Genomic DNA, 22,795 nt, shown 5'->3' on the forward strand with positions numbered 1-22,795 from the left:
TGGTGGGGGCTGGTCGCGCCCACGCGGCGGAGCCGCACATGTCACAGTCCCGCGCCCCTAAGGGGCGTCGGAGTGCTGGAGCCAGGTGGCTGCCTCCTCCGGAGTGGTAGTCACCGGAACGCCCTCCGGCACCGGAGGCCGTTCCACGACCACTACGGGAACCCCCGCCTCGCGCGCGGCGGCCAGCTTCGGGGCCGTCGCCGCGCCTCCGCTGTCCTTCGTCACCACGACGTCGATCCGATGGGTACGCAGCAGTTCCCGCTCCCCGTCCAGCGTGAACGGGCCCCGGTCGAGGAGGACCCCCATGCGGGCGGGGAACGGCGGCTCCGGCGCGTCCACGGAGCGTACGAGGAACCACAGCGCCGCCAGGTCCGGCTCCGCGAAGGCCGCGAGCCCCATCCGCCCCGTCGTGAGGAAGACCCGCTCGCCCAGCGCGGGAAGGACCCGCGCCGCCTGCTCCAGGGAGCCCACCGGATGCCAGTCGTCGCCCTCACCCGCTACCCAGCCGGGGCGGCGCAGCGCGAGCAGGGGAACATGGGCGGTGGCGGCGGCCGACGCCGCGTTGAACGAGATGGCCTTGGCGAAAGGATGGGTGGCGTCGATGAGCGCGTCCACGCGGTGCTCCCGCAGCCACGCCGCCATCCCCTCGGCCCCGCCGAACCCGCCGACACGGACCTCGCCGGGCGGCAGCCGGGGCGCGGCGACCCGTCCCGCCAGGGAACTGGTCACCCGCAGGCCCGCGTCGCCCGCGAGCAGCTCCGCCAGGCGGCGGGCCTCGGTCGTTCCCCCCAGAATCAGTACGTGCACGGAGTTCGGTTCCCCTCATGAGTAAGGCAAGCGGCCCGCACGAGGCGCAGGGCGGACGCGGCGCCCAACTCAAGCACACCGGTCTGCGGCCCGGCTGGACGACCGGCGCCTGCGCGACCGCCGCCACCACGGCCGCGTACACCGCGCTCCTGACCGGCGACTTCCCGGACCCGGTGACGATCACGCTGCCCAGGGGCCAGACGCCCGCCTTCGCGCTCGCCGCCGAGGAGCGGACGGACGCGTACGCCATGGCGGGCATCGTCAAGGACGCGGGCGACGATCCCGACGTCACGCACGGCGCGCTGGTCCGCTCCACGGTGCGGCGGCTGCCGCCCGGCTCCGGCGTCGTCTTCAAGGCGGGCCCCGGCGTCGGCACGGTCACCCGCCCCGGCCTGCCCCTGGACGTCGGCGAGCCCGCGATCAACCCGGTGCCGCGTCAGCTGATGCGGGACCACGTGGCGCGCGTGGCGGCGGAGCACGGCGGCAGCGGGGACGTGGAGATCACCGTCTCCGTCGACCACGGCGCGGAGATCGCCCGCTCCACCTGGAACCCCCGCCTCGGCATCCTCGGGGGCCTGTCCATCCTCGGCACCACCGGCATCGTCGTGCCCTACTCCTGCTCGGCGTGGATCGACTCGATCCGGCGGGGCGTGGACGTGGCGCGGGCGGCCGGGCGTACGCATGTCGCCGGGTGCACCGGCTCGACCTCCGAGAAGACCGTCGTCGCCGAGTACGGCCTGCCCGAGGACGCGCTCCTGGACATGGGCGACTTCGCGGGCGCGGTCCTGAAGTACGTACGCCGCCACCCCGTCGACCGCCTCACCATCTGCGGCGGCTTCGCCAAACTGTCCAAGCTGGCGGCAGGACACCTCGACCTCCACTCGGCCCGCTCCCAGGTCGACAAGGCCTTCCTCGCGGAGCTGGCGCGCGCGGGCGGGGCGGACGAGGCTCTGGCGGCGCGGGTGGCCGCCGCCAACACCGGCCTGGAGGCCCTGCGCCTGTGCGAGGCGGCGGACGTACCGCTGGGCGACCTGGTGGCGGTCGCGGCGCGCGAGGCGGCCCTGGCGGTACTGCGGGGCGCCCCGGTCTCGGTGGACGTCATCTGCATCGACCGAGCGGGCACGGTGGTGGGGCGAAGTACCGCGACTCCGTGAGTGGCGCCCCTCGAGGGGCGCGGGGAACTGCGCGACCAGCCACGACGAACCCGCACTCAAGAACTCAGCACACGTGCCGTTCCCTGTCCGCCGAGTACAGATGGCTGTCCCGGAACTGCGAGGCCCCCAACGTCCGCCCCACCATGATCACGGCGGTCCGCACGATCCCCGCCTCCTTCACCTGCCCGGCGATGTCCGCCAGCGTCCCCCGCAGGATCACCTCGTCGGGCCGGCTGGCGAGAGCCACCACGGCGGCGGGGCAGTCGGCGCCGTAATGAGGCAGCAGCTCCTCGACCACCCGGTCGACATACCCGGCGGCCAGGTGCAGCACCAGCAGCGCCCCGCTGCGGCCCAGCGTGGCGAGGTCCTCGCCCTCGGGCATGGCCGTGGCCCGCTGCGCGACCCGCGTGAGGATCACCGTCTGCCCGACCGTCGGCACCGTCAGCTCCCGCTTCAGCGCGGCGGCGGCGGCCGCGAACGCCGGGACGCCCGGGACCACTTCGTACGGGACACCCGCCGCGTCGAGCCGCCGCATCTGCTCGGCGACGGCGCTGAACACGGACGGGTCGCCCGAGTGCAGTCGCGCCACGTCGAGCCCCGCCTCGTGGGCGCGCACCAACTCGGCGGTGATCTCGTCCAGGTTGAGCTGCGCGGTGTCCACGAGCCGTGCCCCGTCCGGGCATTCGGCGAGGAGTTCCCGCGGGACGAGGCTGCCCGCGTACAGGCAGACCTGGCAGGCGGCGAGCGTCCGGGCGCCGCGCACCGTGATCAGGTCGGCGGCGCCGGGGCCGGCGCCGATGAAGTACACGGTCATCGTTCTTGTTCTCCTCGATCGCCTGGTTGTGCGCGCTTGGTGACGGACCATTGGGTGACCGGCATGGCCTGCCGCCACCCGGTGAAGCCGCCGACGGGGACGGCCTGAGCGACCGCGAGCCGTACCAACTCGCCGCCGTGGCGCCGGTACCGGTCGGCGAGCAGCGCCTCGGACTCCATCGTGACGGTGTTGGCGACGAGCCGCCCGCCGGCGGGCAGCGCCGCCCAACAGGCGTCCAGCAGGCCGGGCGCGGTGAGGCCGCCGCCGATGAACACGGCGTCGGGCGTGGGCAGTGCGTCCAGCGCGGCGGGCGCGGCGCCGGTGACGACGCGCAGGCCGGGCACGCCCAGGTGCTCGGCGTTTCGGACGATCCGCTCGGCCCGCACGGCGTTCTTCTCCACGGTGACGGCGCGGCACGAGGGGTGCGTGCGCATCCACTCCACCGCGATCGACCCGGAGCCGCCGCCCACGTCCCACAGCAGCTCGCCGGGCGCGGGCGCGAGCGCGGCCAGGGTCGCGGCGCGCACATGCCGCTTGGTGAGCTGCCCGTCGCTCTCGTACGCCGCGTCGGGCAGCCCCGGCGCCGCGCCGAGCCGCAGGGCGTCCGGGGCGCGGCGGCACTCGACCGCGACGACGTTCAGGGGATCGCCGGGCGCGTGCGACCAGGCGTCGGCGACACCCTCGTACGCACACTCGTGCGCCGACCCCAGCTGTTCCAGTACGCGCATCCGGCTCGGCCCGAAGCCCCGGTCCCGCAGCAGCGCGGCGACCTCGCCCGGCGTCGCGGCGCCCGCGCTGAGCACGAGCAGGCGCCGCCCGTCGTGCAGCGCGGCGGCCAGGCGCGCCGCCGGGCGCCCGACGAGCGTGATCACCTCGGTGTCCTCGACGGGCCAGCCGAGGCGCGCGCAGGCGAGGGAGACCGAGGACGGGTGCGGGAGGACGCGCAGCCTGTCGGCGCCCAGCTCCTCGGTGAGGCGCGCCTGCCGTAGAACATGGGGTCGCCGCTGGCGAGGACGGCGACGCGGCGTCCGGCGTGGTAGAGCAGTGCGCGCACGGCGGGCCGCAGCGGCGAGGCCAGGCCACGCGCTCAGGCGCGGCGGGCAGCAGGCCGAGCTGGCGCGGGCCGCCGACGACGACCTCGGCGTCCGCGAGGACGGCGCGGGAGGCGGCCGGCCCCGGGCTGCCCGACGACGACGGCGCCTGCGCGGGGAGGCCCCCTGGGCCTGCCCCTGGCACTCTACTGGTGACCAGGTGGTTTCCGGCTCCCGGCTGCCGACAGAGGCGCCCGCGAGGCCCCTGGGCCGCCCCGTCCGGGACCGTCTTCGGTGCGCCATCCGTGTCGCTGTTGGGCTGAACGGGTGACTTGGCGTAAGAATTGGCCGGTGCAGACTAAGAGTGCGAGCCAGGACGGGGTGGGCAAGTGAGTAGCAGTCAGCGCCACGACGTCACCGACGAACAGTGGGAAGGGCTCGCCCAGGTCGTACCGCTGCGCAGCCGCAACGAATGGCCTTCATGGCCCGGACACCGCGCGCTGCCCGAAGCGGAGACCGAGACACGCCGGCGGTTCGTGGTGATGCGGGTCAACGTCTTCTCGGACGCCCGCGAGGTCGCCGAGACGGTCATGTCGCAGATCCCGGTCCTGCTCGACCTGACGGGCGCCGAGACGGACGTCGCCAAGCGCGTCCTCGACTTCAGCAGCGGTGTGGTGATGGGCCTCGGCTGCGGCATGCACCGGGTCGACAAGAACGTCTTCCTCCTCGCCCCGCCCGGCACGGAGGTGCAGGGTCTGGTGGAGGCCGTGGCGCAGCCCTGACCGGCGGGACAGGCCCGGGACGGTCGGCGCCGCCCGCCGCCCGTCACCCGCTTGCCGCGTCCTCGGCACCAATCGGTGACCTTGGGGGGATGGTGTTCGTTAAGGACCCGTCCCGGGTCAACGAAGGCACTATGTGCCGGTGGAGTAAGGGTGTCGCATGGCGACCTTGTGTCGGCCGGCCGTCTCGGTTCCGGAATACGTCATCACCATGGAGGACACGCTGGAGCTGGCTCGCACGCGCCATGCGGGCCATCCCCACCTGCCTCTGGCGTTGCGCCTGATCGAGAACACCGGCGTACGGACCCGGCGTCTGGTGCAGCCGATCGCCGAGACGCTCACGCATCCGGGCTTCGAGGAGCGCAACCGGCTGTACGCGGCCGAGGCGAAGGCCCGGGTGCCGGCGGTCGTGCGGCGCGCGCTGGAGGACGGCGAGCTGCGGGCCGCGGACATCGACATGATCATCTATGTGTCCTGCACCGGGTTCATGATGCCCTCGCTCACCGCCTGGCTGATCAACTCGATGGGTTTCCGGTCCACCACGCGGCAACTGCCGATCGCGCAGCTGGGCTGCGCGGCGGGCGGGGCGGCGATCAACCGGGCGCACGACTTCTGCACGGCCCATCCGGGGGCGAACGCGCTGATCGTGGCCTGCGAGTTCTGCTCGCTGTGCTACCAGCCCACCGACGTCGGTGTCGGATCGCTGCTGTCCAACGGCCTGTTCGGAGACGGTGTGGCCGCCGCCGTCGTCCGCGGGACCGGCGGCTACGGCATCCGCCTGGAACGCAACGGCTCGTACCTCATCCCGGAGACGGAGGACTGGATCGCGTACGACGTACGGGCGACCGGCTTCCACTTCCTGCTGGACAAGCGCGTACCGGGCACCATGGAGCCGCTGGCCCCCGCGCTGCGCGACCTCGCCGACGACCACGGCTGGGACGCATCCGACCTCGACTTCTACATCGTGCACGCCGGCGGGCCACGCATCCTCGACGACCTGAGCACCTTCCTGCACGTCGACCCGAAGGCCTTCCGCCACAGCAGGGCCACCCTGAGCGAGTACGGGAACATCGCAAGCGCCGTCGTACTGGACGCGCTGCGCCGGCTGTTCGACGAGGGGGGCGCCCCGGACCAGGCGCGCGGCCTCCTGGCCGGATTCGGCCCCGGCATCACCGCCGAGATGGCACTGGGCCAGTGGAGCCGCACGTCGTGCCCCGCACCACAGGAAACCCGATGACCGCCCACCCCCTGATCACGACGACCCCGCGCAGCGGCCTGGTCGTCCCGCCCGGTGAGGGCCGTACGCTGCGCGCGGCCGCCCAGGACGTGACGTTCAAGGTGACCGGCGGGCAGTCGCGCTTCTCGTCGAGCTTCGAGGTGCTCGTACCGCCCGGTTTCGACGTCGGGGCCCACGTCCACGCCCGCAGCGAGGAGTTGTTCTACGTCCTCGAGGGCGAACTCGACGTCCTCGCCTTCGAGCCGGGGGTACGCACCGCGGACAGCTGGCGGGGATGGCAGTCGCCGAACGGGGAGCGTGTGGTCCGTGCCACGCCCGGCACGGTCATCCTGGTCCCGCCCGGCTGCCCGCACGCTTTCGCCAACCCCACCGGCGACCCGGCCCGGATGTTCTTCCAGTCGTCCCCGCCTCCGAACCACGAGCGCTACTTCGAGGAACTCCTGGAGATCCTCTCCGCCGACGGGCCCGTGAACCACGAGGCCATCACCGCGCTGCGCCGCCGCTACGACATCGAGCAGCTCACCCCGCTGCGCCACGACCCGCCGACGCGAAGCCGGCCATGACGAGGAGCCAGTGATGCAGGACGGGCCCGCCCCGCTGTACGAGGTGTCGGACTTGGCCGCCCTCGACTTCGACCCCTTTCTGCGCCAAGCGCTGCGGACCGAGCCGGTCATCCGGGTCCGGCTGCCCCACGGAGCCCCCGGCGAGTGCTGGCTGGCGACACGGCACGACGCCGTCCGGTTCGTCACCTCTGACTCCAGATTCACCCGTGACATCGTCGGCCGACCGCTGCCCAGCATGAACAGGTACCTCATCCCGCTGGACCGCGCGGTCAGCTTCGTCGACCCGCCCGACCACACCCGCGTCCGTTCCGTGGTCTCCTCGGCGTTCAACCGCTCCGGCATGGCGGCCCTGCGGCCCCGCGCCCAAGCCGTGCTCGACCGGCTCGTCGACGCCATGGTCGCGGCCGGGCCGCCCGCCGACCTCATCCAGCACGTGACCTCCCCCTTCCCCATGCATGTCATCGGAGCCGTGCTGGGCGTGCCGGAAGCCGACCGGCCGCGCCTGCGCACGTGGGCGAGCGCCGTCCTGACCCGGGCGAAGGACGAAGCGGAGGTCGAGCGCGTACGGCTCGCCAAGGAAGAGGCCCGCGCCTTCTTCCTGGAACTGGCCCGCGAACGCCGCCGCCGGCCGCAGGACGACCTCGTCAGCGAACTGGGAGCCGCCGTCGACAGCGGCAGGATCGAGGAGGAGGAACTCCTCGCCCTGGCCACGCTGATGGCCCTCAACGGCTGGCACGCGGTACGCAACCACACCTCCAACATGGTCTACGTCCTGCTCACCGACGAGAGCCTGCGGAGCCGGCTGCGATCCGACCCGCGGGCCGTGCCGGCGGCCGTGGAAGAACTGCTGCGCTGGATCCCTCACAAGCACGGCGTGGGCCAAGCCCGCATCGCCACCGAGGACGTGGAGGTCGCGGGCGTCCTGGTCCGCCGAGGCGAGGCCGTCTACGTCTCGTACGTCGCGGCGAACTGGGACGAACGGTGCTACCCCGAACCGCACCGGATCGACATCGACCGCGAGGGCCCGCCCCACCTCGCCTTCGGCTACGGCCCCCACCACTGCGTGGCACCGCTGCTGGCCCGCATGGAGGCCGAGCTGCTGCTGACCACACTGCTCGCACGCCTCCCCGACCTGCGACTGGCCGTCGATCCCGCACAGGTGCCCTGGCAGAAGGACGTACTCATCCGAGGGCCGGTGACACTGCCGGTCACCTGGTAGCGGCGAGCCGTCCACGGCGTCGCCCGGGTCGTTGTCGGCCACGGGCGCGCGGTCTTCCCGTGAATCACCGGCCCTTCCCCGTACCGGCCGCCCCCGCGGCACCGGCCGTCGGCGGGGCGCGGCAGGCCGGACCGCTACGGGTCCCCGCGGGGCTTCGGCCACCGCCGACGGCCGGGGCGCCGCCTGAACCGTGCCCCCTCGGCTGCCGCGGCCGGAAACCCCGGCACCAATCACGCCACCGGCAAACCCCTCCGGCAAGAGCCGCCATGCCGACTCAAACCCCTGGTTACGCAGCCGTGTTGCCGCCGCCTACCGTGAACGCCGCATGGCACCCGCACGTCCCATCCGACGTCTGCGTCCACCGGGGAGAATAGCGAGAACCAGAAGTGGGAGATCACCCAGACACACAGCCCGTACGAGGTCACCATCAGGTCGGTCCTCGGTGAGCTCTTCCTGAACCTCTCCACCGACCGGTCCTACCCGCCCAAGCTGGCCGTCCAGCCGTTCTACGTCGTCTGGTCGCTCGCCCCCGTGGCCGAGAACGCCTACCGCGTCAGCTACCCCGGCACCCTGCAGGTCGCCACGCTCTCCAGCGACTCCGAGGGCACCCAGGCCATCATCGAGTCCGGCACCCTGTCCCCGAGCCAGGAGTGGCTGTTCGAGCGCGCCTGACGAGAAACCGACGAGCTCCCGTTCACCGGCGCGACCCCGGTGGGCGGGAGTTCGGCTGTATCCCCTAGGAGAGGCGGTGTGGGGGAGCTTCGGGGGGAATCCCCCGATCGTAGGAAGGTCGGCTTGGCGGAACGGTTCGCCCCGTGCGACGCCGCTTAGCTTCCGGACATGACGGTGTTCTCCCCGGTGCCGGCCGCTCGGCCGCCGGCAGGCCTGGACCGGCCGCAGGTCACCGAGCTGCGGCTGTCCGCCTTCGCCGGGCATCGCGGCACGGTCCTCCCGTTCGGTCCGCTCACGCTGATCACGGGCCCCAGCGGCAGCGGCAAGACCAGCGCGCTGCGGGCGTACGAGGCCCTCGCGCGGCTCAGCGCCGGTGCCGAACTGGTCGACGTCTTCGCCGACCCCGCGGCGTGCGTGCCCGAACGGGCCCGCGCCGACGGCCAGCGGCGCCGCGGGTTCCGCATCGGCTGCACGGTCGAGGGGCCCGCAGGCACCATCCGGCTCGACCTCGCCGTCCAGGCCGAACCGGAACTCCGCGTCGTGGGCGAGCGGCTGACCCGTGGCGGTCTCGCCCTCCTGGAGACGGCGCTGCGCGACCCCGGGCGGCGCATGGTCCAGGCCGCCTGGCACACCGCGGGCACCGCGCCCGTGACCCGCGCCCCCATGCCGGACGACCGGCTCGGCACGGCGCTCGTGCCGCTGCGCGTGGCGGGCAAGACCGACGGGCAGCGCCTGGTGCTCGCGGCGGCCGAACAGGTCGTCGTCGCGCTGCGCTCGGCGTTCGCCTGCGATCCGCGGCCCAGCCGGATGCGCGCCCCGGTCCCGGCTGGACTGATCGGCGCGGGCCGCCTGCTGAGCGGCTGCGACAACCTCGCGGAGGTCCTGTGGCGCACCCGCGCCGAGTGCGCGGGACGCCACGCGCTGCTCGTCACGGCGGTGCGCGAAGGATGCGCGGGGCCGGTCGCCGACGTGTTCGCCGAGGAGGCGGAGGACGGATCGGTGCAGGCCTTCATCGACCGGGGGGACGGGGTGCGTACGCCTCTGGCACGCCTCGGCGACAGCGAGTTGCGATACCTCGCGCTGGCGCTCGTCCTGCTCACAGGACCCGGTGTCCTCGCCGTCGACCCGGTCGCGGAGGTCCCGCAGGCGTACCAGACCCTCACCGTCCTCGCCGACGACCTCGACCGCCGGCTGGACGCGCGGCAGGTGCGCGCGCTCGGCGAACTGGCGGCGCGGACCTGCGCCCGCGGCCACATCCGCGTGGTCGGGGCGGTGCGCGACGCCGCCGGGGCGGCCGACGCCGCCCGCGCCTCGGTGGTAGACCTGGGGCGTGACGGAACGACTTGATGTGGCGGGACTGCAGCGCAGGCTGGCCCGGTTCGCGGCGGCCCGCGACTGGGGGCAGTACCACACCCCGAAGAACCTGGCCGCCGCGCTCAGCGTGGAGGCGTCCGAACTGGTCGAGATCTTCCAGTGGTTGACGCCGGAGCAGTCGCAACAGGTGATGCGGGACCCGGACACCGCGCACCGGGTGACGGACGAGGTGGCCGATGTCCTCGCGTATCTGCTCCAGTTCTGCGAGGTCCTGGAGATCGACGCGCTGGCCGCGCTCGCGGCGAAGATCGAGCGGAACGAGGAGCGTTTTCCGGCTCCCGAGCGCCCGTAACACCCCTTCCCCGATATTTTCGTCACTCTCCGGAGTGGATGCCTTGTCCAATTTCGATTACTTGTCCACAGAATTCCGGCCTCCCCTGGCTTTTCGCCCGGATGAGTATCACTCTGGGTAGTGGCAGGCGAGTTCGGGCGGACGTGCGGTGTGGGCGCGCGGGATGGATGGGGGGCTGCGCATGGACGCGATGCGGCTCATCGAGGTGAACCGGCGTGCGCTGGCGCTGAGCCAGGACCCGATCGGCATCGTCGTGGAGGTGTGGCAGTCGCAGGCGCTCGCGCAGGCGATCGGCAGCCGCCTCGCGGTCACGGGCCCTCCCGAGTTACGGGGCGAGGCGCTGGGCCTGAGCGAAGTGGGCGGCAGGGCCTGCGGACTGCTCGACGCCCCGCACCTCGGGACGGAGGACATCAGAGCCGCGCGGCTCACCGAGACCGGCGACGCCCACGCGGTCCTGGTCGCCCTCGACCGGCTCCTCGGTGAGGTCGGCATGGCGCTCGTCGGCGTCGCGATGGGCGCCGCCGACGAGGGGGTGTACTGGCAGTGCATGGAGGCGATAGACGCCGCCGACGAGTCGAGGGACCGGGTCCTTGAGATGCTGCGCAGGCTCGCGGTGCGCGAGCGCGGTCTGCCGGAGCCCGACTCGGCGGCGGGGCCGGCATGAGGCGCCGGTGCGCGCCGGCGCCGCCCGGGCGGGGCGGCGGTGCCGACGCTTTTTCACCCGACCGGGGCAGCCGAGAACCGGCGGGACCGGCGGGGCCGACGGGCATACGACCGGGCAGGATGGAGCCATGGATCTTCGCATCTTCACCGAGCCCCAGCAAGGGGCTACCTACGACACCCTGCTCACCGTCGCCAAGGCCGCGGAGGACCTCGGCTTCGACGCCTTCTTCCGCTCCGACCACTACCTGCGCATGGGATCCGCCGACGGGCTGCCGGGCCCCACGGACGCGTGGATCACCCTGGCCGGGCTCGCGCGGGAGACCAAGCGGATCAGGCTGGGCACGCTCATGACGGCGGGCACCTTCCGCCTGCCCGGCGTCCTCGCGATCCAGGTGGCGCAGGTCGACCAGATGTCCGGCGGCCGGGTCGAACTGGGCCTCGGGGCAGGCTGGTTCGAGGAGGAGCACAAGGCGTACGGCATCCCCTTCCCGAAGGAGAAGTTCGCCCGCCTGGAGGAGCAGCTGGAGATCGTCACCGGCCTGTGGGCCACGGAGATCGGCCAGACCTTCGACTTCGACGGCAAGCACTACCGGCTCACCGACTCCCCGGCCCTGCCCAAGCCCGCGCAGACCAAGGTGCCCGTGCTCATCGGCGGCCACGGCGCGACGCGCACCCCGCGCCTCGCCGCGCGGTACGCCGACGAGTTCAACATCCCCTTCGCCTCGGTCGAGGACAGCGAGCGGCAGTTCGGCCGGGTCCGCGCGGCGGCCGAGCAGGCCGGGCGCAAGGGCGGCGACCTGGTCTACTCCAGCGCCCTTGTGGCCTGCGTCGGCAAGGACGACGCGGAGGTCGCCCGGCGCGCGGCCGCCATCGGACGGGAGGTGGACGAGCTCAAGGCCAACGGCCTCGCGGGCTCCCCGGCCGAGGTCGTCGACAAGATCGGGCGGTACGAGGCGATCGGCGCGAGCCGCATCTACCTCCAGTGCCTGGACCTCGACGACCTGGACCACCTGGAGCTGATCTCCTCGCAGGTGCAGTCGCAGCTGTCCTAGCCGCCGGTCCGATCCACGGTGGCGGCTCCCCAGTCGTGGCCGCCGGGCGCACCCCTCCGGTGCCCGGCGGCCACTCCCACGGCCGGTCGCGGGGTCCCGCTGCCCGGCCCGAGCGGTTACTGCCCGGTCGAGCGGCCGAAGAACTCCAGCTCGGCGATGGCCACCTGGCGGTTGTCCGCCACGCCGTACGCGGAGCGCAGGATCAGCCGTGCGCTCACCGCGTCCCGTACGCGTACGTCGATCTTCTGGATGCCGCCGTCGTTGATCCGGCGGTGCATGGTGTGCTCCTTGCCCGCCGAATCGCTGACCACCAGGTCGAATTCCATGGGCCTGGCCTGCTGGGCGGCCTGGGCGGTGCGGGGGGAGGTGCCCGGCGTGATGAGCAGGTTGAGCAGGTCGGTGGGCTGGCCGAAGTCGGCCTGGATCCACTGGCCCGCCGAGTCACCCGCGTAACCCGTGCCCCACCAGGTGTTGGAGTAGCCGTCGAAGGCGAGCTTTGCCGCCTGCTTGGGGGCGGAGTGCGAGGCGCTGGAGTCGGTCGGGTGCACGGGCACCCGCTTGGCGAAGTGGTCCTGCACGGCGCGGGCGGCCGGGGGCCCGCCGAAGATGCCGCCGGCCACCAGGCCGATGACGACCGCGACGCCCACGGCGCGGGCGATCCACCGGGTGCGATCACGGTGGAGGCGCGGCCGCTGACCGGCGTACGGGCCTTCGGCGGTCGTGGCCGCGGAGTCCTTCAGGGGGGTGGCGCAGCTGCGGCAGAAGTGCCGGCGGGGGGCGTTGGCCGTCCCGCAGCTGCGGCACGGCGCGCCGGACTCGGGCTCGGCCGGCACGGCGGGTTGGCGTACGCGCGGGCGCGCCGCCTCGGGCCTGCCCGGCAGCACACCGCCCGGTGTCTCCGCGGGGGCGACGGGCTCGGAGGCCTCCGGTACGGGGACGAGCAGCGAGCGGATGGCGGTGTCGGACATGCCGGTTCCGGAGGACGAGCCGCGCGGGGGTGTCCTGCCGGAGGAGGAGCTGCCGGAGGAGGAGCTGGCGGAGGATGAGCTTGCCGGGGACGAGGTGCTGGGGGACGCGCTGCCCGAGGGCGTCCCGGACGTGGGTGCGCCGCCGGAGCCGCCTGATGCCGAGCCGCCCGGTGCCGAGCCGCTTGACGGCGAGGCGCCCGCGGGTGTGCTGCCGGGGGGCTCGGTCGGTGCGGTCGTCGGGAGCGGGACGGTGGTGTCCGTGGTGTCCGTGGCGTCCGGTGCGGGAGTGGGCGCGGGCCCGGGGCGGTCCGAGGCGGCGGCCTGGCGCGTACGGGGCGGGGCGGGAGTGCTCGGGGCAGCGGCACCGTCCTGGGCGGGGGCGTTCACCGGGCTCGCCGGGGTGTCCCAGCGGAGGAAGGCGCCGCAGGAGTCGCAGAAGGACTGGCCCCGCTGCCGGGCGGGGGTGCCGCATTCGGGACACGGGGGGCTGGGGGACTTGGAAGAGGAGGGGGAAGGGGAGTTGGGCATCGGGTCCGTCTCAGGCTGCTCGGGCATCAGGTTCCTTCAGGGGAGGGCAGGGCGGTCACCTCGGCCGTGAAGGGGAGGTGGGCGGGCGGGCCGCGGCGACCACGGACCGCAGGCGGTAGGGGTCCACCGAGGCCGGGTCGGGCACCCGCAGGGTCACGTGCAAGGCGGGGCGCGGGGCCCCGGGGAAGGGGCCGAGCGGACGCGCGGACCAGGTCGCGCCGCCGCTCTCGGTGATCAGGGGCCGTACGCCGAAGGCCAGTTCGACGGCGGCGGACAGGCCGCGGCGGGTGCCGCGCACCCGGTGCAGGGCCACGGCCGAGGCCACCGCGTGGCGGCGCAGCGGCAGCGGCTCGGTGCCGTCGAGCTCCGTGCCGACCCAGTCCGTGAGCCAGCCGAGGAAGTCCTCGGGCGCCAGGGCGGGCGTGAAGTACGCCTCCAGGCAGTCCAGGACCGTGAAGACGGGGGCCAGCACGATGTCGAGACCGGAGACGAAGCGCAGCGCGAAGTCGTCGTCGGCGAAGACCGCGGGCAGCTGCTCGCCCAGCGGATGCGCGGAGACCAGCGACGGCAGTGAACCGCGCCGCGAGCCGCCCCCCGGCCCCGAAGAGGCGTCCCCTGGCCCCGGAGAGGCGGCGCCCCCGGCCTTGCGCAGCAGCGCGGGACCCGACCCCGCTGCACCCGCTGAACCCGTCGGCGCCGTCATCGCGCCTCGATGACGCGCACGCGGTGGTCGAAGGGGAACAGCAACGCGGACGGGCCGAGTTCGATGCGGTCGGTGGCGTCGCCCCGGCGGCCCGTGAGGGGGTCGGCCGGGTGCAGGAGGACCTCGTCGACCAGCTCCACGCCCGGCACCCGCTGGAGCGCCGCGAAGATCTCACCCGCCCGCAGCGGGCGCCCGAACGGCCAGCCCGCGCCGTGCGCCCCGCCGGTCAGCGGGTCCAGGTAGGCGTAGAGCGCGTCGAGGGCCTCCGCCCGCACCCGCTCGGCCTGCGCGGCGCGGAAGGAGTGCAGCGTGGCGACGACCGTGACGCCCTGGTAGAAGGGCGGCCCGACCGCGAGCCGGGTGCCGATGGGGCGGCGGTCGTCGAGGAAGTCCGTGACGCGGGAGAGCAGTTCGTCGCCCGGGACCAGCTGCTCGAAGCGGAGGCGGCCGCCGCGGTCCGGCACGGCCTGCGGGACGACGAGGACCCGCACCGCGTTGTCGCCCGCGTCCGCCGCGTCGGCGGCCAGGCAGTGGATGCGGGCCGTCTCGGGTGCCGCGCGCCGCGCAAGCTCCTCGTAGTCGCGCGCGGTGACCGCCCGCTCCTGGGCGCGCAGCGCGATCGGCGCGCGGACCTTGGCCTCCTGCACCGTCTCGCCGTCCACCCCGCCGCGCGCCGCCTCGCGGTTCTCCACCCGGGCGACGTAGGGGATGGAGCTGCGCAGCACCTGGATCGCACCGCGCGCCACATTGCCCGCGCGCCCACCGCCGGTGCGGTAGCGCGTGGCGCGCAGGGCGGCGCCCTTGGCGGGCACCGCGCCGAACTGCCGCAGCGAGCCGTCCGGTTCGCGTACGGCGGGGCCGAAGGCGATCTCGCCGGTCGCCGCGTCCAGCGTGACGTGCCGGTCGTGCGGCCCCGACGCCGCGAAGTGGTCCACGACCTGCCACTCCTGCCAGCCCACGCCGTCCTCGTCGGAGCCCCCGGCATCCTCGGAGACCTCCAGGATGAGCGGCGGCCGGTCGGCGACGACCGGGGCCTGGGCCAGCCGGACCCGCTGGCCCGGCACGCCCGTGGAGTCGCCGAGCAGCTCGTCGCGCACGACGTCGGCGTGCGCGACGACCGTCGTCCCGCCGATGGTGAACGCGGACGCCGCCCGCACGGTCGGTGACGCGCTGTAGAACGGCTGCCCCTGCGCGGCCTCGACGACGCGGCACCGCACCCAGCCCGCGTCCTGCCGCCCCACCCGCGAGACGACGTGCCCGGCCGGGACGTGCAGGACGACGTCGCCGGGCCGGTTGAGGCCGCCGGTGGAGTCCTCCTCCACCTCGCACTCCGTCCAGCCCTCGGCGGTCCACGCCTCCCAGACCAGCGGCGGCTGGCGCGGGTCGACGCCGACACCGTCGACGCGACTGTCCAGCTGGAGCACGGCCACATTGCGCGGCACGGCGGCACTCAGCCCGAACAGCAGCGTGTCGCCCGGCCGCGGGTGCTCGGCGAAGACCCCCACGTCGCGCCCGCCGAACACGTCCTGCCCGCAGTCCTGCGGGGTGCCTGCCGCCTCCTGGCGCAGGATGGCGTCCAGTGCGCAGGGCACCACCGTCAGGTCGGCCTCGGTCGCGAAGGCCACCGCCTCCTCGGTCTCGGTGCGGCTGGTGGCCACCTCCGTACCGGCGGGCAGCACCACCGGCTCGGGCTGCGGCGCCGAGAGCCAGAAGGTGACGTCGGCGCGGGCCGCCGAGGGCGGGAAGAGGGTGACGCCGAGCAGGTCGAGGAAGGCCAGGTGGTTCTTCTCGGGCACGCGGTTGAGGCGGTAGACCACCTGGTCGGCCATGTGCGCGACCGCCTCGACGAGAGTGACGCCCGGGTCGGAGACGTTGTGATCGGTCCACTCCGGGCAGCGCTGCTGGATGTAGCGCTTGGCGTCGTCGACGAACTGCTGGAAGCGCCGGTCGTCGAGGTGGGGTGCGGGCAGGGCCATCGGACTTCAGACTCCGCTCTCTGATTCCGTGGACGGGATCACGTAGAAGGGAAAGACGAGGCTGCGCGGGTTGTTCGTGCCGCGCACGGTGTAGCTCACGTCGATGAACAGGACGGACGGGTCGTCGGGCGCCGGGCTGACCTCGACGTCCAGGACCTCGATGCGGGGCTCCCACCGGTCGAGCGAGGACCGCACCTCGTACCGGATGCGGCCCGCCGTCGCCTCGTTGACCGGTGCGAACACCAGGTCGTGCACGGCGCAGCCGAACTCGGGCCGCATCGGCCGCTCACCGGGTGCCGTGGCGAGCACCAGCCGGATGGACTCCTCGATCTCGCGTTCGCGGCGGGCCAGCGCGATGCCGCCGCCCGCGTCCGTGCGCAGCGGGAACGTCCAGCCCGCGCCGACGAACTGCTCACTCATGTCTGCCGCCCCCCTAGAACGGAATGCCGTTGCGCAGGACGGCCGGTGCGCTCAGCGCGACCGTGGCCGGCGAGCTGATGGCCGCCGCCGCGCCCGCGTTGACCGCGACCGCGCCGACCGCGCTGACGGTGACCGCGCCCACCGAGTTCACCGCGATGGCGCCCGCCGACTTGAGGCTGACGACGCCGGTCGCGTTGATGTCCGCCGCGCCGCCCGCGACGACGCCGAACTTCGCGCCCGCCTTGATGTCCACGGCCCCGCCCGCACTCATCGTCAGCGAGCCGCCCGCGGTCAGCGACAGGTTGCCGCCCGCCCTGATGCTGACGTTGCGGGTGCCGGAGATGGACACCGAACCGTCGCTGCGGATCGTCACGCTGGTGCGCGTCTCGTCCATGTGGACGGTGAGCCGGCCGTTGCCGGTCTGCAGCCGGATACCGCTCTTCATACGCGACTTGGCGTCCACCAGCTCCACCGTGTGACCGCTGCGCGAGGCCATGGAGCGCCAGTTGACCCGGCCGCTGGTCGGGTCGACGGGCTGCAGGCCGTCCGTGTTGGGCGTCGGCTTGTCGATGCCGTTGTACAACCCGGCGAGTACGTACGGATGTTCAAGGGAGCCCCGGTCGAAGGCGACGAGTACCTCGTCGCCGACCTCGGGCAGCATCAGACCGCCGCCCCGCACACCGCCCAGCTGCGCGATGCGGCACCAGTCGCTCTCGTACGTCTCCGAGAGCCACGGGAAGCGCAGCTTGACGCGGTTCAGCTTGAGCGGGTCCTTGGCGTTGCTGACCAGGGCCATGGCGACGCCCGGCATCGGCGGCGCGGCGTCGGCGCCGCCGGAGGCGAGGCCGTACAGCGAGCGGAACTGCCGCCCCGACACCGTCAGCCAGGTCATGAACTGCCGCCCCGATTCGAAGACATGGCGCACGCCGGTCGCCGTGTACTTCCCCTCGAAGGGGAAACCGGCGCCCTTCAGAGCCACGGGCTGCCCCGGCTTCAGATCCGGGTTGCCGGTGACCGCGACCTCCACCTCCGCGAAGGAACCGGCCGCGTCGTCCGCCAACGCCTTCGCGGCGTGGGTGACGTGGGCCTGCGTGGTGTACGGGGTCCGCGTACTGGTCAGCTCGGCCCTGCCGAAGGGCCGCGACAGCTGGGCGGGCGTGATGTCGGCGACGATGTCCTTGCTGCTGACCGCCGGGGCCCGCGCGGACAGGGGCCGCTTGGTCCGCATGTCCCAGCCGCGCGCCTCCGCCGTGGAGACCTGCCCGGCGGCGGTCACCGCGACGCGGCTGTGCAGCGCGTTGTGCCCGAATTCGAGGACGTAGGGGTTCTGCGCGGCGGGCGTCGTGTCGGCGGGCGCGCCCGCGGCGGGCGTGAGCTTGCCGAAGCACAGCTTGCCGTTCTCGTCGAACGACAGGTGGGCGTCGTTCTCCTGGGCGAGGCGCGAGAGGAAGTCCCAGTCGGTGATGTTGGGCTGGGTGGCCAGTTCGTAGACGGTCGGCGTCGCCTCGATCTTGCCGGGCTTCAGGCTGTTGAGGGCGGCCACGCGGCGCACGATGTCGGAGGCCGTCATGTTCGGGAAGCCCTGCACGCGGCGGTTGCGCAGCAGCCGGTGGCCGGGGTCGTAGCCGCGTACGACGAGGGACTTGCCGCTCCCGTCGGCGTCCACCTCCAGGGCGGTCACCTCACCGGTCAGCATCGGCTTGCCGCGCACGCCGTCCGTGAACGGGCACAGGACGGCCTTGGCGCCCACCTTGATCTGCGGGAACTTCTCCAGGATGTCGCCGCCCGCGTCGGCGAACGTGAGCTGGAAGGCGGACGGCACGTTCACACTGGAGTCCACCCAGCCCTCGACGAGCAGCACCGCCAGCTTGTCGGGCAGCACGGCGCCGCCGATCTCGGCGTGCAGGACGCTCGTGTACGTCTTCTCACTCATCGTGTGCCGGTCTTCTCGCTCATGTCATTCAGGTCACTCATGCGGACTCCCTGTGCGCGGGCGCGGGGCGGGCCTCTTCGGCGGCGGGCAGCAGCAGTTCGGTGCCGGGTCTCAGCCGCATCGGGTCGTCGATGTCGTTCGCCTCGGCGATCAGCCGCCAGCGGGTGGCGTCGCCGTACTCCCGCCAGGCGAGCGAGGCCAGCGAGTCACCGGCCACGGTGCGGTGCACGCGGCGGGCGGAGAGCGCGCCGGACGTCGGGTTCTGCCCCTTGGTGGGCATCGCCACCTCGGTGAGCGACAGCGCGCACGTCGCGCGGATCGGCTCGCCGGTCGGATTGAACAGGGTGTACGTCGCGCTGACACTGGTCACGTACGCCACGAACTGCACGGTGTTGAACGACCCCCAGGAGAACCGCACCCAGGGCGGCGAGGGCCGCTTGGAGGTCACGCTCTGCGGCGTCACCTCGCAGCAGGAGAGCAGCAGCTCCACCTGCTTCTGCACCTTGCCGGAGTTCGGCGCCCCCGAGGAGTCGAGGAAGACCTCCAGCTGGAGCGTGGCGGGCACGGACCCGGTGAACTTCGGCGGCGCGCCCCGCATGTAGGCCACCGCGGGCTGCGTGCGCCACTCCGCGGAGCGGCCCATCTGGAGCTGCGTCGGGTTGAACTGGAACTCGACCTCACCGATCTTCCCGCCCAGCGAGCCGCCCAGGTCGGTGGGCGGCTGATGGATGGCGAGCGCGGCGCGTACGAGGCTCGCTCCCGCCTTGCCGCCGGTCGGCGCGGCCATCTCAGGCACCTCCCGCGTCGGTGAACCCGTGGTGCGCGATCTCCAGCGTCTCGGTCGCCACGCTCGGGCTGTCCGGACTGAGGCTCGGCCCCTGCCAGCGCACCGGCAGCACCTCCACGAGGCCCCACTGCGCGACGACGGACCCGTCCGCGCGCAGGGCGGCGATCTGGGCCGTGGGCCGGGAGATCCCCGTCGCGATGGACGAGATCCAGGACGCCACACGCGAGGTGTCGGCGGTCAGCGGCCGGGTGAGGCGGATGGTGGAGAACGTCACGCGGGTCGGCAGCTGCCACACGAACCCGTTGTTGCCGCCCTCCTGGCGCTGCTCCACCTCCACCTCGGAGGAGAGCCCGTCACAGCCGTTGAACAGGCCGAGGTCCTGGCCGTCGATGGTGAGCTTGAAGAAGACGGTGGAACCGGGGTCCAGGGTCGAGGGCATCGGGGGTTCTTTCCTGTGGCGGTGAGACGGGCGTGGACGGGCGGGTGGGCGTGCGGGCGGGCCGGTCAGCGGCCGTGGTCGCGCAGCCGGCCGATCCGCTCGCGGTCACCGCGCAGCTCCGCGCGCAGCAGCCGGGAGAGGGGGGCCAGCAGGCGCCGGGCGAGGTCGTCGAGTTCGGCGGGGCTGGATTCGGAGGCGGGCGGGCGGGACGCGGAGGCACCGGGGCTCGCGCCGCCGCCGTTGCCGGTCTCGCCGGGGGTGGGGGGAGTGGCGGTGCTCGCCGTGGTGGTCGTGGCGGTGTGCGGGTGGCGTGCGGCGGGGGCCGGGCGGGCGTGGGCGCCGGGGCGGGAACGGGCGTGGGTGCGGGCTGGGCCGAGCGCCGCTGGACGGTGGCCGGTCGGGCGGGGGTTGGACAGAGGTACGCACGGGGGCGCGGCCGGTACGGAGGTGAAGCCGGGGCGGTGGGCGCGGCCGGGGAGCGGGCGCGGGGAAGCTACGCGGTGCTCGGGGCCTGGCTTGCCCAGGGGGACGACGACCGGGGCGGTGTCCGCGGCGGCGGTCGTGGACGTGCCCGCGGACCGTTGGAGCGGCACGGGGGTCGGCACCGGCCGTCCCTCGGGGGCGCGCGGCGAAGCGGCGACGTGGTCTGCCGCCGCGGGCTGGACGGTCAGGCTCCGGGAGGGCGCCAGCGGGAGGGCGGCCGCGGCGGCCGCGGGGCGGTAACTGGCGGGAGTGACGCTTCGGTTGAGCGGTACGACGGGCAGCGGCTTCGAGGCGGCGGGTGTGGGTGCGGGTGTGGGGGCAGTGGGCCGGGGCTCCGGGGTGGGAGCGGGGGCCGGGGGCTGCGTGGAGGGGGCGGCTGTCGTGGCCTTCTGCACGGGAGTGACCGGCGCGGGGCTTCCGGGTGCGGAGGGGGCCTGCTGGGGCAGCGGCTTGCCGAGCCCGGTGCGCGGACGCCCGCCCGGGGTGGCGCCGTCGTCCGGGGAGCGCCGGACGCGGCGTACGAGAGGCCGTCGCTGTACGGGCTGGACGGGGGAATCCGCCCGCACAGCGACGGGGTCTGCCGCCGCGGACACGTCCCCGGGGGCGGGAACGGCTGCGGCTGGCATCCCCGGGCCGGCGGGGGGCACCGGCCCGGGGACATCGGTGGTCCGGACGCCGGGGGAGGCGTCCGGTGCGGAAGACGAGCCGGTTCGGGGGCTCGGCCCGTCCGGGACAACGGCGTGGCCCGCGCTCGCCCTGCGCACGGCCCCGACGGGGAACAACCGCCGCTGGGGGACCGCGCTCGGCACGGCGGACACCAAGGGGGAACGCGCTGCGGGTGCGCGCTGCACCAGGGGTACGGGTGGGGCGCAGTCGGGGGACATGGCGGCGCGGGAGGCTTCGGCGTGCCGGACGGTGGGCGTGGTGGGCGCCTTGGGCGTGTGGGGGCCGGTGGCGGCGGTGGGCTGGGCACTGGACGGCTGGGGATGCGGCTGCGGGGGCGTGGGTCGTGCGTCCGGTCCGTGGCCGAGTCGGTCGGGGTGCGCGCTGGGGGCGGGAGGCGTCCGGGTGCCGGTGAGCGGGGCGACGCCGTCGGCCGTGGCGGGCCGGGGGCCGGTAGGGGTCGCCTTGCGTTGTACGGGGTGGGGCTGGGCGGGGGCCGGACCGCTGGTGGCCTTGGGGGCTTGGCCGGAGGGCTGCGGGGGGCCGTCGGCGGGCGGGGTGGTAGGCGGTGCGGCGTTGCTACCGGGAGTGCGGGTCGCCCCTGGCGCGGGGTTCGTGGCGGCCCTGGGGGCTCGGCCGGGCGGCGGCTGCGGGGTGTTGTGGCCGGCGTGGTTCCTCGCGGGCGCGGTGGTCTGAGGTGCGGCGGTCTGAGGTGCGGTCTGGAGGGGAGTGGGGGTGACGCTCGGCATGGGCGTGCTGGGGTTGCCGATGAGGGGGGCGGGGGCTGCACCGCTGCCCGAGTCGCCGGCGGCCGGGCCCTTGGCCCCCGGTACTGCCGAGGCGCTGCGGCGGCTGCTGAACGGAGCCGTGCCGTCGGCGGGCTTGCGGGTGGGCGTGCCCTTGGCGGGGGCGGTGGGCGTGGCGGGCTGCGGTGCGGTCTTCCTGGGAGGGGGTGCGACGCTCGGCGTCGGCGCGGCTGTGCCCTTGGTGGGTGCGGCGGGCTGTGGTGCGGCTTTCCCGGTGGCGGGAGCAGGAGCGACGTTCGGCTTTGGTGCGGTCGTGCCCTTGGTGGGCGTGGCGGGCTGCGGTGCGGCTTTCCCGGGAGCGGGAGCGGGCACGGAAGCGGGGGTGACGCTCGGCGTCGGTGTGACGGGGCTGCCGATGAGAGGAGCCGTACCGCTGTCCGACCTCTGCACAGTCATGCCCTTGGCGGGCGTGGCCGGTTGAGGTGCGGTCTTCCCGGGGGCGGGGGTGAGGTTCGGCACCGGTGTGGCGGGGCCGCCGATGAGGGGGGCTGTACCGCTGTCCGGCCTGTGCGCGGTCGTGTCCGTGGCGGGCGTGGCCGATTGCGGTGCGGCTTTCCCGGGAGCGGGAGCGGGAGCGGGCACGGAAGCGGGGGTGACGCTCGGTGTCGGCGTGCCGGGGCCGCCGATGAGGGGAGCCGTACCGCTGTCCGACCTCTGCACAGTCATGCCCTCGGCGGGCGCTGCCGGCTTCCCAGGAGCGGGGGCCGTGCCCGAGGCAGAGGTACCGCGGGCAGCGGTGTTCTCCGCCGGGCGCGGAGCCGTGGCCCCGGTCGGCCGGTCGGCGGCTCGCTGTACAGGTCTGCCAGGGGCGGAAGCCGGCGGCACAGCGGTGGGCGCCACCGCAGACGTCACCGCATGTCCGCCCGTGCCGGAGGCCGGAGGGGCAGCAGGGCCGGGCCGCCGCGAGGCCTCCGAGCCACCGGTGGTCGCCCTCGTACCGCCAGCAGACGCAGCGGAAGGCATGGCGTGCCCGGCAGTGTGTCGTACACCCATGGGACCCGCATCCTCGCCCAGCGGCTCCGGCACCCCGCGGACCGGCAGGCGCAGCGCGGGCAGGTCGAGGCTGCCCGGCCGGCCGGCCACGGGCGTGAGGACGTCACGCAGCAGGCCGCCGGGGGCCGAGGCACGCACCGCGTGGCCCAGTTCCCCGCCGAAGGACGGGTTCTGGTGAGTGGCGAGCGTCGCGCCGAAGCCCCGCTCGGCGACCGTACGCGGCGCGGCGAGGACACGCTGGACCGGCGGCACGGCGGCCCAGCCGCCGTCACGCCGCACCTCGGCCCCGAGACCGGCACCGGCACCGGAACCCGCACCGGCATCGGAACCCGCACCGGCGTCGGCCCGCGTCGGCTCCTCCGCCCCACGGCCCCGCGACCCGCGTCGCCACCCGAACAAGCCCATCACTTACCTCGACTCACCTGACTCACCGACCCGC

Annotated in this window: 22 protein-coding genes and 2 pseudogenes; 13 read left to right on the forward strand and 11 right to left on the reverse strand. The window is 74.2% G+C overall.

Going from position 1 to position 22,795, the window contains the following annotated elements:
• Positions 1 to 57 precede the first annotated feature (57 nt).
• Entirely contained in the window at positions 58 to 807 is a 750-nt protein-coding gene (locus KKZ08_RS29740; RefSeq protein ID WP_223777357.1) for a cobalt-precorrin-6A reductase, read from the reverse strand.
• 17 nt (positions 808 to 824) lie between these two features.
• On the opposite strand from KKZ08_RS29740, the gene KKZ08_RS29745 reads away from it, so the two are divergent.
• Entirely contained in the window at positions 825 to 1,961 is a 1,137-nt protein-coding gene (locus tag KKZ08_RS29745) for a cobalt-precorrin-5B (C(1))-methyltransferase (RefSeq protein ID WP_223777358.1), read from the forward strand.
• A gap of 64 nt (positions 1,962 to 2,025) precedes the next feature.
• Here KKZ08_RS29745 and cobM read toward each other — a convergent pair whose 3' ends face one another.
• Together cobM and cbiE are read right to left on the reverse strand one after the other, a co-directional pair.
• Positions 2,026 to 2,775 carry a precorrin-4 C(11)-methyltransferase gene (cobM, locus tag KKZ08_RS29750; RefSeq protein ID WP_223777359.1) on the reverse strand — a complete coding sequence of 250 codons (750 nt, stop codon included), beginning with the start codon at positions 2,773 to 2,775 and terminating at the stop codon, positions 2,026 to 2,028.
• Positions 2,772 to 4,011: pseudogene (gene cbiE, locus KKZ08_RS29755) on the reverse strand (precorrin-6y C5,15-methyltransferase (decarboxylating) subunit CbiE). The gene cobM and the pseudogene cbiE overlap by 4 nt, the downstream one beginning before the upstream one ends.
• Positions 4,012 to 4,195: 184 nt before the next feature.
• On the opposite strand from cbiE, the gene KKZ08_RS29760 reads away from it, so the two are divergent.
• The 9 genes from KKZ08_RS29760 to KKZ08_RS29800 all read left to right on the forward strand — a co-directional run bounded on the left by KKZ08_RS29760 (position 4,196) and on the right by KKZ08_RS29800 (position 11,657).
• Positions 4,196 to 4,588 (forward strand): cell division protein SepF, encoded by a 393-nt coding sequence (locus KKZ08_RS29760; RefSeq protein WP_205039809.1) that lies wholly within the window; start codon positions 4,196 to 4,198, stop codon positions 4,586 to 4,588.
• A gap of 157 nt (positions 4,589 to 4,745) precedes the next feature.
• Entirely contained in the window at positions 4,746 to 5,822 is a 1,077-nt protein-coding gene (locus KKZ08_RS29765) for a type III polyketide synthase (RefSeq protein WP_223777360.1), read from the forward strand.
• Positions 5,819 to 6,385: a cupin domain-containing protein gene (locus tag KKZ08_RS29770; protein ID WP_223777361.1), complete on the forward strand. Its 567-nt coding sequence runs from the start codon at positions 5,819 to 5,821 to the stop codon at positions 6,383 to 6,385. Before KKZ08_RS29765 ends, KKZ08_RS29770 begins: the two co-directional genes overlap by 4 nt.
• A 13-nt stretch (positions 6,386 to 6,398) precedes the next feature.
• Positions 6,399 to 7,604, forward strand: coding sequence for a cytochrome P450 (locus KKZ08_RS29775; protein WP_223777362.1), 1,206 nt, complete (start codon positions 6,399 to 6,401; stop codon positions 7,602 to 7,604).
• Between the two features lie 531 nt (positions 7,605 to 8,135).
• Complete coding sequence (locus KKZ08_RS29780; protein WP_223777363.1) at positions 8,136 to 8,276, forward strand: hypothetical protein; 141 nt, start codon at positions 8,136 to 8,138, stop codon at positions 8,274 to 8,276.
• Positions 8,277 to 8,444: 168 nt separating this feature from the next.
• The gene (locus tag KKZ08_RS29785) at positions 8,445 to 9,623 is read left to right on the forward strand and encodes an ATP-binding protein (protein WP_223777364.1); all 1,179 of its coding nucleotides are present in this window, start codon (positions 8,445 to 8,447) and stop codon (positions 9,621 to 9,623) included.
• Entirely contained in the window at positions 9,607 to 9,942 is a 336-nt protein-coding gene (locus KKZ08_RS29790; protein ID WP_223777365.1) for a nucleotide pyrophosphohydrolase, read from the forward strand. The genes KKZ08_RS29785 and KKZ08_RS29790 overlap by 17 nt, the downstream gene beginning before the upstream one ends.
• A 181-nt stretch (positions 9,943 to 10,123) precedes the next feature.
• Complete coding sequence (locus tag KKZ08_RS29795) at positions 10,124 to 10,606, forward strand: DUF6099 family protein (protein WP_223777366.1); 483 nt, start codon at positions 10,124 to 10,126, stop codon at positions 10,604 to 10,606.
• A gap of 127 nt (positions 10,607 to 10,733) precedes the next feature.
• Positions 10,734 to 11,657 (forward strand): LLM class F420-dependent oxidoreductase, encoded by a 924-nt coding sequence (locus KKZ08_RS29800; RefSeq protein ID WP_223777367.1) that lies wholly within the window; start codon positions 10,734 to 10,736, stop codon positions 11,655 to 11,657.
• 116 nt (positions 11,658 to 11,773) lie between these two features.
• Here KKZ08_RS29800 and KKZ08_RS29805 read toward each other — a convergent pair whose 3' ends face one another.
• The gene (locus KKZ08_RS29805; protein ID WP_223777368.1) at positions 11,774 to 12,625 is read right to left on the reverse strand and encodes a discoidin domain-containing protein; all 852 of its coding nucleotides are present in this window, start codon (positions 12,623 to 12,625) and stop codon (positions 11,774 to 11,776) included.
• Here KKZ08_RS29805 and KKZ08_RS29810 point away from each other — a divergent pair.
• Positions 12,624 to 13,223: a hypothetical protein gene (locus tag KKZ08_RS29810; protein ID WP_223777369.1), complete on the forward strand. Its 600-nt coding sequence runs from the start codon at positions 12,624 to 12,626 to the stop codon at positions 13,221 to 13,223. The genes KKZ08_RS29805 and KKZ08_RS29810 overlap by 2 nt on opposite strands.
• Here the strand turns inward: KKZ08_RS29810 and KKZ08_RS29815 are convergent.
• The 7 genes and pseudogenes from KKZ08_RS29815 to KKZ08_RS29845 all read right to left on the reverse strand — a co-directional run bounded on the left by KKZ08_RS29815 (position 13,180) and on the right by KKZ08_RS29845 (position 20,460).
• Positions 13,180 to 13,715 (reverse strand): annotated as a pseudogene (locus tag KKZ08_RS29815) (phage tail protein). The gene KKZ08_RS29810 and the pseudogene KKZ08_RS29815 sit on opposite strands and share 44 nt — an antisense overlap.
• A gap of 137 nt (positions 13,716 to 13,852) precedes the next feature.
• Complete coding sequence (locus tag KKZ08_RS29820; protein WP_223777370.1) at positions 13,853 to 15,832, reverse strand: putative baseplate assembly protein; 1,980 nt, start codon at positions 15,830 to 15,832, stop codon at positions 13,853 to 13,855.
• A gap of 6 nt (positions 15,833 to 15,838) precedes the next feature.
• The gene (locus KKZ08_RS29825) at positions 15,839 to 16,252 is read right to left on the reverse strand and encodes a GPW/gp25 family protein (RefSeq protein WP_223777371.1); all 414 of its coding nucleotides are present in this window, start codon (positions 16,250 to 16,252) and stop codon (positions 15,839 to 15,841) included.
• A 13-nt stretch (positions 16,253 to 16,265) separates the two neighbouring features.
• Positions 16,266 to 18,185: a VgrG-related protein gene (locus tag KKZ08_RS29830; protein ID WP_223777372.1), complete on the reverse strand. Its 1,920-nt coding sequence runs from the start codon at positions 18,183 to 18,185 to the stop codon at positions 16,266 to 16,268.
• A gap of 37 nt (positions 18,186 to 18,222) precedes the next feature.
• On the reverse strand, positions 18,223 to 18,972 hold the full coding sequence (locus KKZ08_RS29835) for a LysM peptidoglycan-binding domain-containing protein (protein ID WP_223777373.1): 750 nt from the start codon (positions 18,970 to 18,972) through the stop codon (positions 18,223 to 18,225).
• A 1-nt stretch (position 18,973) separates the two neighbouring features.
• Positions 18,974 to 19,411 carry a phage tail protein gene (locus tag KKZ08_RS29840; protein ID WP_223777374.1) on the reverse strand — a complete coding sequence of 146 codons (438 nt, stop codon included), beginning with the start codon at positions 19,409 to 19,411 and terminating at the stop codon, positions 18,974 to 18,976.
• Between the two features lie 65 nt (positions 19,412 to 19,476).
• Positions 19,477 to 20,460 carry a hypothetical protein gene (locus KKZ08_RS29845; protein WP_223779386.1) on the reverse strand — a complete coding sequence of 328 codons (984 nt, stop codon included), beginning with the start codon at positions 20,458 to 20,460 and terminating at the stop codon, positions 19,477 to 19,479.
• A gap of 832 nt (positions 20,461 to 21,292) precedes the next feature.
• Here KKZ08_RS29845 and KKZ08_RS29850 point away from each other — a divergent pair.
• A complete protein-coding gene (locus KKZ08_RS29850; protein ID WP_223777375.1) occupies positions 21,293 to 21,784 on the forward strand; it encodes a hypothetical protein in 492 nt (163 codons plus the stop codon).
• 545 nt (positions 21,785 to 22,329) lie between these two features.
• Positions 22,330 to 22,782, forward strand: coding sequence for a hypothetical protein (locus KKZ08_RS29855; RefSeq protein WP_223777376.1), 453 nt, complete (start codon positions 22,330 to 22,332; stop codon positions 22,780 to 22,782).
• Positions 22,783 to 22,795: the final 13 nt, after the last annotated feature.

The sequence above is a fragment of the Streptomyces sp. 135 genome (assembly GCF_020026305.1).
Taxonomy (GTDB): domain Bacteria; phylum Actinomycetota; class Actinomycetes; order Streptomycetales; family Streptomycetaceae; genus Streptomyces.